This window comes from Clostridium tetanomorphum (genome assembly GCF_017873215.1).
GTDB classification, from domain to species: Bacteria; Bacillota; Clostridia; order Clostridiales; family Clostridiaceae; genus Clostridium_AO; species Clostridium_AO tetanomorphum.
This window is the reverse complement of record NZ_JAGGKA010000010.1, coordinates 20,780-36,284: the sequence shown is the minus strand read 5'-3', so window position 1 is coordinate 36,284 and position 15,505 is coordinate 20,780. Positions and strand designations below refer to the sequence as shown.

Here is a 15,505-nt window from a genome sequence, read left to right as displayed (position 1 = left end):
AATTATCTATGATACTATTATACTCAATCAAGAATTTCTTAGTTTTAAATATTAGAAATGTAATTTTCAAAGGGGGCATTATGAATGAAATTATCAACTAAAGATTTAGTCTTATGTGGAATGTTTGCTGCAATAACAGGTGTTGTCTCTCAAATTTCTATACCTATCCATCCAATACCTTTTACACTGCAGGTTTTCGCTGTTTATTTAACTGGAATAATACTAGGTTATAAAAAAGCTTTTATATCTCAATTAATATATGTGGCTTTAGGTGCTGTAGGAGTACCTTTATTTTCAAACTTTCGTGGTGGAATACAATCAATTGTTGGACCTACTGGTGGATTTATTATAGCCTTTCCTTTTATGGCACTAATAGTTGGCTATTTTTTTGAAAAATCCAAAGATAAAGGTATGCTAGCTATAGGACTTCTGTTATCATTAGTTTTTTGCTATACATTAGGAACAATTCAACTTTCTATAGTCACTGGTATGTCTATTTTAAAGGCCATAAATGTAGCAGTATTACCTTTCGTACTATTTGATCTTATTAAAATCTTTATTGCTTACATTATAGGATTAAAGATTAAAAGTAGAGTAAACATAAATATATAAAACACTTAAATAAAAGACTAAGGTTCATCTGAATAGAATACTTTTCTTAACTAAACTCTAACTGAACCTTAGACTAATTTTATTAATTTCATTAATTCAGCAAAATCTTATTTTTTATTTGTTTAATACAATATTCCCTTTCCGGTAATGCAAATAAAACTTTTCTATTATTGTATGAAATCTCTATAGCTTTAGAACTTTTATTAATACGAATATCTTTTATATTATTATGGTTAATTATTATCTTTTCATATTGAAGCTCTTCCTTAAAGGGAATAAATAGTATTTTTTTGCAATAAACATGTAAAACACCAAACGTAGGACCATCATATTTTTTAAAATTACATATCAGTTTAATTGAATCTTCTTTTTCCTTATGCTGATTACTACTGTAAAAATTTTTAACATATTTAGCAACTTCATTATAATGCAACCTATACATAAAAAAAGTTCCCATAGTAGTTCCCATAATAGTAGTAAATATAATTATTGCTAAAGTTAATATGTTTATATTCTTCTCTTCAATATAAAATATTAAAATCCATATAACATCCATAAGCAAAAATGTTTTTAAATATAAATATTTAAAATAATCTTTGATAAAATTATGAACTTTTTCTTCTTCAATAACAAAATTCATGATTTATCCCTCTCCCCTTTTAATATTTCTATTAACTTTTCTGAATTAAACCCTTTTCCATATAACTTCAACATTCTATTATTTCTATTATTAATTTGCATATATTGATTTCATACCTCATAGTTTCATATATTACTAGCAATATTTTATCTATGGATCTAGAGTAAAAAAATATAGACTAAAATGCTAATTTTATTTTCTTATTTCTGTGTTCCATTATATATAATATCGTGAATTATTTTCCATTCTAAACATAAAATTCCCCTACCATATCACAGACTATTGTACTTTTAGTAACATCTTATATAATCATGTTAAATGTTCTAGATTTATTTAATTTGTATATACTTTACCTATATAATTTTTGCTATAAAAACTATTATATCGGCCGCTGGAACCAATATAAATTGAGCTAAAATAGTTCCTGCTATCAGTCCTCCTACTATAAAAATAATACATCTATCAAAATGCAGTTCTGTACATTCCCCTCTAATCACATCATCTGTTAACATAGATATAAATGGGTCTATACACATAAACATAATTATAGTTGCAGATCCATTTATTACAGAAGATAGTGTACTGCAAGTTTGCCTTAAATCAGGATTTAAACAGCCTGCATATAATGATGATAATACACCAACCGTAGATATTGAAAAAGCTATGGTGTTTAATAGAATAATTTTTTTAGGTATTTTTTTAAAACTTTTTAATTGAGTTATATTTTCTCTTTTAGGTTTAGTAATGCTCTTTTTAAATTGGTCTATACCAGATTTAGAAAAACCATGTAATAATAATTTTGGTATAGAACGATGAACACTTAAGGATTCTACTGCCTTTTGAAAAACTTTTATAAATGTTGGCATTAGTATGGCTCCAGTAATTGTAGCCACAGTAGTGGCTAGTAATATCCATCTAAACATATATAATAAGTTCTGGCTATTGCCTACTTTTATACTATTTTCAATATTTTTAGCCATTAATGGTGCTTGAATTGTGTTAGCAGTTCTTGAAATTAAAGCAAACACATTAAATACTGCAAAAGATATAGCTATTCTTCCTGTTCTAACCCCTACAATTCTCACTGAATATGCTAAAGTTGAAATAACACTAATAATAAAAGTAAGAATTAAAACAATAATTATTTGTACTGACATTTATATATTCCCTCATTTCTTCTAACTCCAGCAATACATTAACTTAAGTAACAGAAACTATATCTCCTCCATACTCTCTTTTATTTTTCCATCAAAAATATATCCAATGGCTCTAACTGATTTTATAACCCTTGGATTTCTCTTATCATCCTCAATCTTTTCCCTAAGCCTTTTTGTATAAGTTGTAACTGTATTTTCATCATACATATCACTTTTCCAAACATTATTTAATATTTGCTTTCTTGTAAGAACTTTCCCCGCATTTTCAATAAAGTAGATTAAAAGATTGTATTCTGTTGCAGTTAGATGAATTTCTGAATTTTCTTTTAAAATTCTATGTGAATCTTTAAAAATTTTTATTCCATCAAATTCTACTACTTCTCCATCTTGGTTACTTGACAAATTTCCATATTGATTATAACGCCTTATATGTGCTTTAACTCTAGCAATTAATTCTATTGGATCAAAAGGCTTTTTTATATAGTCATCCGCTCCTACTCCAAGTCCAAGTACCATATCATATTGAGAGGAATTTGCTGTTAAAAAAACTATTGGTATATTAGTTCGTTCTCTAAAAATCTTGCAAAGATCAATACCACTTAATTCACTCATATTTATATCAAGTAAAATAAGACTTATAGAATTATCCAGTTTATTTATTGCAGTTTCCCCACTATATGCAGTTACCGCCTCTAATCCATATAATTTCATAAACTCCGCAATCATGTGAACAATAGATTTATCATCATCAACAACTAGTACTTTATCCATAACTATCTGCCCCTTTTAGAGAAAATTTCATAATTTAATGTTATCATAAGAAAAATAATTAATCTACAGACATTTCCAAAATATAATGACAATTCTGTGACAAAAGAAAGTCAAAATAGTGTGAATAGTTTAAAAATATTTCTTTCTTATATATAATGAAATTAAAATCAATGAAATATAAGGAGGATACACTAATGGAAACTATGAAGCAAAACACGTGTAATAATTTAAAAACAGTTAATAACTTTGCTAAGTTTATTGGGTACAGTTTAGTGGGTATTTTTATGTTCTTCGTTCCATTAAAAATATGGGGACAGTCCTCTATACCAATAGACCATATTGTAACTGGTCTTAAAAAGCTACTTGGTCCTTTAACCTCTATTTACGCACTAATTATTGTTGTTTTAGGTGCTGCATATCCATTTCTTAAAAAAACTTGGAATAAAGATGTAGTAACCACTATTTTCTCAATTTTAAAAGTTTGTGGTATAGCTATTGGATCTATGGCCTATTTCAGAATTGGTCCAAGCTGGATGTTCCAACCTGATATGATACCATTTCTTTTCGATAAGCTTGTTATCCCACTTGGATTAATAATTCCAATAGGCGGAGCATTTCTTGCTTTCTTAGTTGGATATGGTTTTTTAGAATTTGCTGGAGTATTTATGAGACCTATTATGAAACCTATATTTAAAACTCAAGGAAGATCAGCAATTGATGCAGTTGCATCCTTTGTAGGAAGTTATTCTTTAGCACTACTTATAACAAATAGAGTTTTTAAAGAAGGTAAATATACAATAAAAGAAGCATGTATTATAGCCACAGGTTTTTCAACAGTATCTGCCACCTTTATGATTATAGTTGCTAAAACCCTTGGAATTATGAATATATGGAACACATATTTTTGGACAACCTTTCTAGTAACTTTTACAGTAACCGCTATAACAGTAAGAATTAGACCTCTTAGCAAAAAAAGTGATTCTTATATTACTGAAATTGGTGATCCTGAACCAGATATTAATAGCAATTACTTTGAAAACGCTTTAAATGAAGGTTTAAAAGTTGCTTCAGCTTCACCTAGCATAGGAAAATGTGTATGGGATAATTTTAAGGATAGTCTTGTAATGACAATGGGAATACTTCCATCAATTTTATCTGTAGGACTTCTAGGACTTGTTCTTGCAAAATTTACTCCTATATTTGATGTACTTGGATATATATTCTATCCATTTGTAAAACTGCTTCAAATACCAGAAGCAATGCTTACATCAAAAGCAGCAGCTCTTGGAATTGCTGAAATGTTCTTACCAGCACTACTTGTTAAAGATGCTCCAATGGTTACTAAATTTATAATAGGTGTTACATCAATTTCTTCAATATTGTTCTTCTCAGCTTCAATACCATGTATTATGTCAACAGAAATTCCGCTTAAACTCTCTGATGTTGTAATTATATGGTTTGAAAGAACTTTACTTACAATAATAATTGTAACTCCTATAGCATTTTTACTTTTTTAAAACAATTTCTTAAATATTTCTACAATTTATGATAATATTAAAGTGTCTGATTGCAAATTTCGCAATTTAGACACTTTAATTTTTTATACAGAATTGGGAGGATTGCTATGAAGTTAAGAACAAGAATTACATTGATTATATGTACCATGATCCTTATTTTAATGGCTTCCCTTGGAACACTAATATATATTAAATCTGTATCTATAATCAATAAAGGCTCTGAAACCCTTATGGTTTCACAACTTGATAGAGTTCAAGAAAATATAGATTTACTTGTTAATATGAATAAGCTTGAAACAAGCGGACTTGCCCTTGATAAAAAAGTAGAAGCATTTTTATCTGGTGAAGTAGGCCTATTAGATATAAATAACTATTTATTAGATTTAATGAACAAAAAGAATAAAGTTTATCATTATTATATGGATTTTTTTATTTTAAATAAGAGCGGTCATATTATTGCCTCCTGTATGCCTTCTGCTATGAACATAGATTTATCCAAAAGAAACTATTTCATTGAAAGTGTTAAAGCTAAGTCTACAATTACAAGTGATATTTTAGTTGGGAAGGCCAATGGACAACTTATTGTAAATACTGTATCCCCAATAATAACCTTAAATGGAGAAGTACTTGGATATGCAGGAACAGCTATCTATGCTGAATATTTTTCAAAGCTTGCTGAAAATCTTACTTTAGGACAACACGGTTATTATGCCATTGTTGATTCAAATAATTTAGTTTTATCTCATCCTAACAAAGATTTGATAGGCAAACAATTTTCTTTTAATATTAATCATGAAAGCTTTGAGAAAAACAACAAAAAATTAATAAAGCAAACAGTAAAGGTTAACAGTAAAGAAAAGGAATTTCAAATATTTAAACTTATGAAAAATACAAACTGGATTTTAATTGCCTCTCTTCCTGAAAAAGATATGTATCATGAATCAAAGTTATTTCTATACAGCGTCCTTATAATAACTATTATTGCTCTTATATTTGCAATGCTTATCGGAATATATGTAACTAAAAGGATATCCATTCCTATTGTTGCCATGACTGAATATCTTGATATTATTTCAAAAGGAAATTCAATTATAGACAAATCAATATCAGAATCTATTGAGATACTAAAAAGTAACTATAAAGAGGCTGATAAAGCTAAATCTTATGAAGAAATTGAGAATAACAATTATGACGAAATAGGAAAATTTCAAAAATCATTTAAAGATGTAAAAAAAATAATATATATTATGCTAAGAAGATTTGAAAAAGAAAGTAATCAACTTATCAAATCTTCTGAACAACTTGCACTTACTATTGAAGACACATTAGCTTCAACAGGAAAATTTATTTCTACCTTGTCTCATGAATTAAAAAATTCAATAACAGTTATAAAAGGATATTCAATAGGGCTTAAGTCTGAAGTTGCTGAAGATGAAGCTGTAAGAAAAAGTTTTGTTGATGGAATATATTATAGGACAAAAGAAATTGAAAGAATTATATATGATGTTTTAGATTCCGCCTATGAAGCAAAGGAGGACATGAAATTATATAAAGAAAAAATCCCTTTACAAAATTTTGCTTTAGAACTTACTACAAGTGCTAAAGAATATGTAGAAAACAAGAACCTAAACTTTAAAAGTTATGTAGATATTAAAGGTGGAATACTTAATATTGATAAAATAAAAATTAAAAGAGTATGGAATAATCTTATTAGTAATGCTGTTAAATATTCAGAACAAGGATCCACAGTAACTATATCTATACTTCAACAGTCAAATATTATAAAATTCGAAGTTAAAGATGAGGGAATGGGTATAAGTGAAGATGAAATGAAGCGAATATATAATATTTTTTACAGAGGAATAAATGTAAAGCAGAAAGGATATGGTCTTGGTCTTTTTATTTCAAAGTCTATAGTTGAAGCCCATGATGGTGAACTTAATGCTAAATCTCACATTGATAAAGGTAGTGTATTTTGGTTTTGTATTAAACTGCATAAGAAACAATAGCTGTAACCTTATATTTAATTATTCATAATATATAAGTAGACAAGCTAAGCTTGTTAATTTAATAGGGGGCAGTTATTATGTATGTAGACAATGATATAAATTGTAATTGTAATAATGATGAAGATACTCAGTCTCACGTACACGAATATCTAGGTAGCACAAGAATCGCTGAAATAGGTGAGGATCCTCACAATCATCGTTTTGCTGGTGTTACTAGTCAAGCTATACCTTATGGTAATAGTCATATTCATCGACTTCTAGGAAATTCAGATTTTTATGAAGACCATCTTCATGAGGTTGGAGCTACAACAGGACCAGCTATACCTGTTGGCAAGGGTAGGCATGTGCATTTTGTTTCTGGAACGACTACTCTTAATGATAATCATGTACACCAATTCATCTTTGCTACACTAATTGAAAATCCTATTGGTTAATATATTATTTGAAGCCGTTATTTATAACGGCTTCATGCTATTAATTCCTTGCACTATTTATTTTGTAGTATTTCCCTTTTGATTGTTGACTTGGTGCTTTTGGTTTGAATCCTTTGATTCAGAACGCTTCTTGCTCCCTTTTTTAGCCATATGTATCACTTCCTTTCAGAAGTAGTCTTACCAAGAGAACAAAATTAATTCATGAATTTTAAGTTACATACTTCTGCTACATTTATTTTAAAAAAGTAATAGTAAAGATTGTCCCTTCTTTTTCCTTACTTTTCACCTCTATTATTCCCTCATGTCCTTCTACTATAGATTTTGAAAGAGCTAATCCAATTCCAACTGACTCTGTATTCTTACTTCTTTTTCCTTTATAAAATCTTTTGAAAATATGAGGAATTTCTTCTCTGGCAATTCCTTCACCGTTATCTTTAACAATGATTCTAATACATACAGGAGTTTTTTCTGTAAAAACTTCTACACTTCCATGTTCCCTCGTATGTTCCACAGCATTCTTTACTAAATTTATTACAGCTTCACCAAGCCAATTTGTATCGTGTTTCATTATAATTTGTGAATTTTTACTATAAAATTTCATATCAATTTTACTCTGTTCTGCTTTTATTTTAAGTGCTTCCATAGATTCTTCTACGGTTTTATTTAGATCATAATCTTTTTTTTCAAATTTGATTACTCCAGCATCTAACTTAGCAAGTTTTAAAAGATTTTTTATAAGCCATTCTATTCTATTTAACTGTTTTCCGCTATTTTTTAAAAACTCTTTTCTTTTTCCCTCATCTAAATTTCTCTCTAAAAGTATATCATTATATATTATTAAAGAAGCTATGGGAGTTTTTAGTTGATGAGAAATATCTGAAAGGGTATCTACTAAAAACTGTTTTTCTTTTTGTACTGTTCCAAAATTATTTTTCATAATTATTCTCATATTATTAAAAGCATGTGCAAGTTTTGCAAAGGTTCCTTCTGTATTTTCATAAATTCCAATATCGAAGTTATATTCCAATATGTTTTGCGCTCCTAAAATTAATCTTTCAAGCCTTTTATAAATTATTGTGTGTTGAATACAATTTAATAAAAAAATAATACCAATAAAACAACTTAATATAATCAATACAGATGTTATAACCATATTATAGCTATTTTCCATAGCAGGAATAAATTCAATTTGTAATTTTTCATTATAGCCGTATTCCTTTAATACTTTTTCTCCTTCTCCTATACTTTTTTCATTAACACCTTTAGTTATTAAGGGAACTATTTCATCTTTCAATTCAGGATGATTTTTCACTAATTCTCCTACTATTGCAGTATTAGTTTTTATGTAATTTATTTTAATTTGTTCATAACTTCGATTTATAGCAAAAAAAGAACCTATTAAAGTTACAAATGCTATAATTACTATTACCAGTGAGCTTCTTTTTAGTTCCGGATTAATAAAATATTTAAACATACTACATTACTCCTTCTGCACTTCTAAATTCCAAATGTAACCAATACCTCTTTTGGTTTTTATATACTCAGGATTTGAGAAATCATTTTCTATCTTTTCTCTAACTCTTTTTATATATACAGAAAGAGTATTAGTATCGAAATAAGCTCCTGCTCCTTCTATTAATTTATCTAATATTTCTTCTCTACTCATTATTTTCTTAGGATTTGTCATAAATATTAAAAGAAGTTTGTATTCCTGGGAAGAAAGAGTTATCTCTTCTCCTGTCTTTTCAACCTTTGCATTTTCTGTGTATAATACAATATCTTTGCATTTTAGTATGTTCTTTTTACCAAACTCTTTCTCTAGTCTTCTCTGAATAGCTCTAATCCTTGATATAAGCTCCCTTACTCTAAACGGTTTTGTTATATAATCGTCTCCTCCTATATCTAATCCTAAAACCACATTGACTTCATCATCACAAGCAGTTAAAAATATTACCGGCACTTCACTTTTCTCTCTTATATGTTTACATACATCATATCCACTTCCATCAGATAACATTACATCTAATATGACTATATTAAATTCTTCTTTGTTGAAAGCTTTTATAGCATCTTCTACATATGCACATCTAGTCACATCATATCCTTCATCTTTAAGTGTAAATTCTATTCCCAAAGCCAAGGCTTCATCATCTTCTAAAAGAAGTATTTTGTTCATATAAAAAACCCTCCCATAAAAATATATTTTTAGAATTATTATATCACAAGTGAAAAATGTCACGCACTTTTTACAGATCACAAAGCACAAAGTACATTTTTTGCAATTCCATATATAATAAAAAGATGTATAGCTTCCTTAATTTAAGGATAATTTAAGCTACACACCTTTTTTAATTTACTATATACTTAACTTTCTCATATATCTTAATGTAAAAATGGAGTTATTTATTATCTTATCATTTGCCCTTATTCTTCTCCTCGTATTACATCAATGATATTTTCTTTTTTAATTTTATTTAATGGTTTCACTGCTGAAATTAAACTTATTAATGTGACTATTAAAACTGCAATTCCTATAGTTGACCAAGGTATTGTCCATTTAAAACTCTTTAAACTTCTAAAGTTAGCAGAATTTAAATATGCCAGTGTCGTTCCAATTATTCCACCATAAATAGAACCATATACAGCATACAAAACACTTTCTGTTAAAACCATTGCTCTTATATTTTTATAAGTCATTCCTATGGCACTTAATGAAGCAATTTCTTTTCTTCTTAAAATTAAATTAGTTGTAATGGTATTAATTATATTAACACCACCAATTAATGAAATTACTGCTATAAATCCATACATTAAGATTTGAATCTGCAAAATGCTAGCTCTTGCTTCTTCATTCATCTTTATAGTATTCATAACTTTTATTCCGCTATTATCTCCCAATGGCTGAATCCATTTTTGAAATTTCTGCTCTCTTTTTTCATCTTTTAGTACTACTCCTGCAGAAATATAAGGAATTTTCTCTATATCTTTGCCACATATATTTTTAAGAACATCTTTTGAAACTATTATTTGTAGATTTTCTGAATTAACAATAAAATTATATGGCGCCTTGTCTACTACAGCTCCTACTTTAACCTTTATCACATCTTCTTTATTAAAATCAGTTAATTTATTATTAATTTTTATGTTATCTTCATTATACAATAAAGCATTTTTATAAATATAAAAACTATCTCCAAGTTTTAAATTTGTAAGAGGTCCTTCATACATTCCCTTCTTTCCTCTTATTAAGTTATTCTTTACAATTATAACCTCATTTTCTTTAGCCATTTTTTCCTTATTTATTTTTCCAGCTGTTACATATCTTTTAGTTCTATCAAGCTTAACATCATCATAAATATCGAATGCTGTATTTAATGCAATAATTTCTTCAGACTCAAATTTACCTTTCGAATATATACGAGGTACAATACTTTCTGGTTCCTTTTCCTTTTTATCCGTTGAAATTAAAGCCTTTGATATATAATTTTGGCGATTAGTAATTACTTCTGCTACTTCCTCATTGTTTTTTATTTTATCTATTATTTTATCTGTTAAAGAACTATTATCCTTTTTATCTAATACACCCATTACAAAAAAGTGAGCATTTTCACTTTCCGTTTTGCTTCCTGTGAAATTCATAGTCATATTTACAAATGAAGAAAAAAATATAAATAAAGTTATACTAATTACTATTGAAAATACTGTTATATTAAATCTCTTCTTATTTCTTTTTATATTTTTAAATGCCATTAAACTATTAATATTTAAAAACTTTTTAACTATTCTTCCTCTATTCTTTTTAATTTTCTCTTTTACAATAGAATTTCTACTACTAATAGCAACTAGTGGAGATATTTTTCCAGCAAATCTTGCTGGTATTAATGCTGATACATATATAGACATTAATCCTACTAATGCACTTATAGCTAAAATTGTATAAGATATATCCACATTCAATTCCCCAAATACAGAATTTGACATCATTTTAAATATCTGTGCCACTACAAATATTGCTAAAACTCCACATAAAAGACCAATTGGTACTCCAATTAAACTCATTACAGTAGCTTCTCTTAGCACTATGCTTCTAATCTGCCTTGGAGTAGAACCTACAGCTCTTAGAAGTCCAAACTGCTTTATTCTCTCCACAACACTGATTTGAAAAGAATTATATATAACCGCTACTGTAGCAATAACCACTATACCAATTATAAAGGCAGCTATGGAATATAGTGAATTATTAACGTTTTTACTTGATCCTTCTCCTAAAAGTCTTATATAATCTTCATTAGTATTTAACTTCTTAAATGTTTTTCTCAATTCCTTAACGGTATCGGAAATATCTGCTTTTTTAGATATAGTTATATACATGGTAGCTTTATTCATATTAAATTTATCCGAATAAATTATTCCTGTAGATATTCCTCTATACTGACTATAAGCATTATTCTTAATAAATCCTGTTAATTTAAATTCTTTTATCTGTCCATCTGAAAGTTTTAATTTTATATTATCCCCTATTTTAGATGAATTATCTATATAATTTAATGCCCAATTCTCTAAAGCTATTTCTCCTTCCGCCTTTGGAAGACTTCCCTCTACAGCTTCATAAGGTAAAAGCTCTAATGCATTTTTATCAAATTTTATAAGTTCTATACCCTTTGAAGATTTCAAAGAAATTTCATCCCAGTTTTCTCTAAGTCCTACCTTCTCTATTTTAGGGTTGTCATTAACTTTACTGTAGTCTTTATCACTACTACTATTAATCGATACATGAAAGGACCCATAGTCCCTTATAGCCTCTTGAATAAAAGTATTTTGCATGCTTTTTATAAATAATCCTATAGATGTAATAAGTGCTACAGAAAGTATTATTCCACAAATTGTTAGAATACTTCTTTTTTTATTATGTTTTAAATATTTATTAGTTATCTCTTTATAGCTATTCATAACTTTTGTCCTCCTACCTTATTCTTTCATCAGATTTCATTTCACCATCTGCTATGGTTATTACCCTATCTGCCTGTTCTGCAATATTTATGTCATGAGTTATAACTATAAGTGTTTGATTATACTTTTTAGATGAAAGTTTTAAAAGCTCCATTACTTCTTTGCTATTTTTGCTATCCAAATTTCCTGTAGGTTCATCTGCAAGAATTATAGCTGGTTTATTTATTAAAGCTCTTCCAATGGAAACTCTCTGTTGTTGTCCTCCTGACAATTCTGATGGAAGATGTTTTATTCTTTCTTTTAATCCAAGCATATTTATTACTTCTTCTAAGTAACTTTTATCCACCTTTTCTTTATCTAATAAAGCCGGAAGTCCTATGTTTTCCTCTACATCTAATACAGGTATAAGATTAAAAAATTGAAATACAAAACCAATATTCCTTCTTCTAAATATAGCTAACTTTTCTTCATTTAATCTATATATATCTTCTCCATCTAAATAAACTTTACCGGAACTTGGCCTATCAAGTCCTCCTAAAACATGAAGTAGAGTACTTTTCCCCGAGCCTGATGCCCCTACTATAGCAGTAAATTCCCCTCTATTTATAGAAAATGATACATTCTTTAACGCTTCTACTTTGTTATTGCCTTCTCCATAAATTTTTGATAAACTTTCAACCTTTAATATTTCCATCTTTCTTACCTCTCTCTACTTAAAAATTAAAATCTTATTTATATAATAGCTACTTATCAATAATTTTCGTAAACTATGATTTTATTATATTTTTTTACCATCTTTAAAACAATAACTGATATCTTACATATAAAAAACTTATCTTACAGTTTTGTAAGAGTTAAAAAACTTATTCATATAAATTATAAAGAATTTATAAAGTCATATTCACTATAAAAAAAATCAATTATAATAGAGATAGTTTAAAAGGAGGAGATAATATTGATATCAATGGAAGTTAATAATTTAGTTAAAAACTTTGGAAAAACTGAAGCACTTAAAGGCATATCCTTCAAACTAAATGCTGGAGAGATCACTATTCTAGCAGGCCCTAATGGTGCAGGCAAAACTACAACTATAAAATGCATACTATCTCTTTTAAGAAAAAATGAAGGAGATATATTTATATTCGGTAAAAGTATAAAGGATAAATGTGTAAGAGAAAAATTAGCTTATATGCCAGAAACTCCTGACATATATCCTTATCTTACAATTTGGGAACACTTAAAGTTTATAGCATTAGCTTATAAATTGAATAACTGGGAAAATAAAGCTTATGAAACATTAAAGCTTTTCAATATTTTAGATAAAAAAAATACTTTAGGTAAAAATCTATCTAAAGGAATGAAGCAGAAATTATCTATTTCTATGGGACTTTTACATAATCCAGATATATTTTTAATAGACGAGCCTTTTGTAGGACTTGATCCTCAAGGAATTAAGGATTTAAAATCTATTTTAAGTTTACTTAGAGATGAAGGTAAAACCATACTTATAAGTACACATATTCTGTCTTCTGTGGAAGAAATAAGTGATAACATTATAATAATGAAAAATGGAACCGTACTTGCTTATGGAACAAAAGATGATTTGCAAAATATGATTAACTCAAAGGTAGAAATGTCCTTGGAAGATATATTCTTAGATATTTCAAGCAAATAGTTAAAACATTGAATTTTAATTACTTACCAAGGAGGAAATTATTATGTTTAAAGACTTTAAAACCCTTTCCTATATAAAAATTGTCCAAGTAAAAAACAAAATTAAATATTTTTTAACTAATCCAATAACAGCTCTTAGGAAGCTAGAAACTCTTATTTTTCCTATTATATTTATTGTATTAAGTATGCTAAGAAGGAATAGTAAAAAAAGTTTTATTAATTCTTCTAATATAAATATAAATTTAATTTCAGTAATAATTATAACTATACTTTTTATAATATTTTTCTATATCCTGTTAAAGGCATCTTCTAATTATAAACCACTGGACTTTTCTATACAGGATGTTCATTACTTATTTCCTTCCCCTATAGGAGAAAGATCTATTTGGATTTTTTCTATAATTACTGGTGCTTTTCAATTTATATTAAACTACTTTTTCTATGTAATTTTAATATGGGTTATACTATTTAAATCTTTAAACTTGAACATTTGGAGATTATTTTTCAGCTTAATTGGTGTATCACTAATTGTATTGTTTTTTAAATGCTTAAACTTTCTAATTTATTCTATAAAAATTAGATTTAATGCTGAAAAACTAATAAAGAGGATATGTTTATTTCTTGCTGTTGCTATATTAGTATATATATCAATGACTTTTTGGTTTGCTTCCTCTAAATCCTTTTTTGCTGTAATTAACATAATAACTACTAAAATACCTCTATTATCTTGGATGAAGAATATAATAATCTATCCCCTAAGCAAAGAAGTCTTTCCCTTACTGGATTTAATTTTAATTTTCTCTTTAACAGTTATGATATTTACATTTACTATTATTCTTGCTGTAGATTACTATGAAGTGGTTAGTGAAAATGTAGAACTTAAAAATATGAATATAGATGAACGAAGCCTAGACCAAATTATCATTGAAGACTCTATCCCAACAAATAAAGAGGAATCAATAACTCCAGTTAAGGAAAATATTTTTCACAAAATAAATGGTGAAGGAGCTTTTTTATATAAAAATTCTATATTAAGTAAAAGAAATGGATCATTAAAAAGACATGTTATTATATGTTTAGTATTGGCTCTAATTTCTTTTATAGGAGGATATTACCTAAGCATTTATCCAGATAAAAATAATATTTATGCAGTGATGTTTATAATGTGTCTTTCTATGTCTCTAGGAATTAATCCTGTTTCCTCAATTAAATATGAACTTAGCAAAACATATATTTATTTACTTCCTGGAAGCGTAAAGAAAAAACTACTATATATAATTTTTCACAATTATGCTTTTGCTATATTTATATTAATGAGTATAATACTTCCTATTGGATTAACCAGTAAAGAATATTTACTCACATCACTTATATATTTAATAGCTTTAATAATAATTAATTTATCTAAAGGACTTTCAAAAATAATAGTTCATTTCTTCATTCCTGTGGATGATAAAGGAAATGGGGGAATCTTAGAAGGCATTATTCAATATATTGTTTTTTTCCTTCCTGTAATACCTGGACTTATTATATACATCAAATTTAAACTTATGAATATTGCACTTTTATCCATAAATATCTTAGGGTTTATTTTGCTTATTTTTATATTATTTATAAGTGAAAAACTATTTCATTATATAGAATTAAAATAGCTTTAGTTTATGTTAAAATATAAACTATAGAGTATTTACACCTACTTATCCATGGTGGTACAACTTCTTATCCCACATTTATATAGAAA

13 protein-coding genes are annotated in these 15,505 nt (G+C 27.4%); 6 read left to right on the top strand and 7 right to left on the bottom strand.

Translation table 11 applies throughout. From position 1 onward, the window contains the following. The first annotated feature begins 84 nt into the window (after window positions 1–84). Entirely contained in the window at window positions 85–612 is a 528-nt protein-coding gene (locus tag J2Z24_RS10950) for a biotin transporter BioY (RefSeq protein WP_035144587.1), read from the top strand. Window positions 613–703: 91 nt separating this feature from the next. Here J2Z24_RS10950 and J2Z24_RS10945 read toward each other — a convergent pair whose 3' ends face one another. The 3 genes from J2Z24_RS10945 to J2Z24_RS10935 all read right to left on the bottom strand — a co-directional run bounded on the left by J2Z24_RS10945 (window position 704) and on the right by J2Z24_RS10935 (window position 3,180). Then, the gene (locus tag J2Z24_RS10945; RefSeq protein WP_035144588.1) at window positions 704–1,252 is read right to left on the bottom strand and encodes a hypothetical protein; all 549 of its coding nucleotides are present in this window, start codon (window positions 1,250–1,252) and stop codon (window positions 704–706) included. A gap of 353 nt (window positions 1,253–1,605) precedes the next feature. Further along, window positions 1,606–2,409 (bottom strand): lipid II flippase Amj family protein, encoded by an 804-nt coding sequence (locus tag J2Z24_RS10940; protein ID WP_035144590.1) that lies wholly within the window; start codon window positions 2,407–2,409, stop codon window positions 1,606–1,608. Between the two features lie 57 nt (window positions 2,410–2,466). Beyond that, the gene (locus J2Z24_RS10935) at window positions 2,467–3,180 is read right to left on the bottom strand and encodes a response regulator transcription factor (RefSeq protein ID WP_035144592.1); all 714 of its coding nucleotides are present in this window, start codon (window positions 3,178–3,180) and stop codon (window positions 2,467–2,469) included. A gap of 194 nt (window positions 3,181–3,374) precedes the next feature. Between J2Z24_RS10935 and J2Z24_RS10930 the strand changes: the two genes are divergently transcribed. The 3 genes from J2Z24_RS10930 to J2Z24_RS10920 all read left to right on the top strand — a co-directional run bounded on the left by J2Z24_RS10930 (window position 3,375) and on the right by J2Z24_RS10920 (window position 7,140). After that, window positions 3,375–4,697, top strand: coding sequence for a YjiH family protein (locus J2Z24_RS10930; protein WP_111947544.1), 1,323 nt, complete (start codon window positions 3,375–3,377; stop codon window positions 4,695–4,697). 107 nt (window positions 4,698–4,804) lie between these two features. Beyond that, window positions 4,805–6,706, top strand: coding sequence for a sensor histidine kinase (locus tag J2Z24_RS10925; RefSeq protein ID WP_035144594.1), 1,902 nt, complete (start codon window positions 4,805–4,807; stop codon window positions 6,704–6,706). Between the two features lie 77 nt (window positions 6,707–6,783). Continuing rightward, on the top strand, window positions 6,784–7,140 hold the full coding sequence (locus tag J2Z24_RS10920) for a YmaF family protein (RefSeq protein WP_035144595.1): 357 nt from the start codon (window positions 6,784–6,786) through the stop codon (window positions 7,138–7,140). Between the two features lie 232 nt (window positions 7,141–7,372). Here J2Z24_RS10920 and J2Z24_RS10915 read toward each other — a convergent pair whose 3' ends face one another. The 4 genes from J2Z24_RS10915 to J2Z24_RS10900 form a co-directional block, all read right to left on the bottom strand. After that, a complete protein-coding gene (locus J2Z24_RS10915; protein WP_035144597.1) occupies window positions 7,373–8,614 on the bottom strand; it encodes a sensor histidine kinase in 1,242 nt (413 codons plus the stop codon). Between the two features lie 6 nt (window positions 8,615–8,620). Then, window positions 8,621–9,316, bottom strand: coding sequence for a response regulator transcription factor (locus J2Z24_RS10910; RefSeq protein ID WP_035144599.1), 696 nt, complete (start codon window positions 9,314–9,316; stop codon window positions 8,621–8,623). 248 nt (window positions 9,317–9,564) lie between these two features. After that, window positions 9,565–12,090, bottom strand: coding sequence for an ABC transporter permease (locus J2Z24_RS10905; RefSeq protein ID WP_035144600.1), 2,526 nt, complete (start codon window positions 12,088–12,090; stop codon window positions 9,565–9,567). A gap of 13 nt (window positions 12,091–12,103) precedes the next feature. Then, window positions 12,104–12,784 carry an ABC transporter ATP-binding protein gene (locus tag J2Z24_RS10900; protein ID WP_035144602.1) on the bottom strand — a complete coding sequence of 227 codons (681 nt, stop codon included), beginning with the start codon at window positions 12,782–12,784 and terminating at the stop codon, window positions 12,104–12,106. 270 nt (window positions 12,785–13,054) lie between these two features. Between J2Z24_RS10900 and J2Z24_RS10895 the strand changes: the two genes are divergently transcribed. After that, window positions 13,055–13,765 (top strand): ABC transporter ATP-binding protein, encoded by a 711-nt coding sequence (locus tag J2Z24_RS10895; protein WP_035144617.1) that lies wholly within the window; start codon window positions 13,055–13,057, stop codon window positions 13,763–13,765. 43 nt (window positions 13,766–13,808) lie between these two features. Then, window positions 13,809–15,416 (top strand): putative ABC exporter domain-containing protein, encoded by a 1,608-nt coding sequence (locus tag J2Z24_RS10890; protein ID WP_035144604.1) that lies wholly within the window; start codon window positions 13,809–13,811, stop codon window positions 15,414–15,416. The last annotated feature ends 89 nt before the right edge of the window (window positions 15,417–15,505 follow it).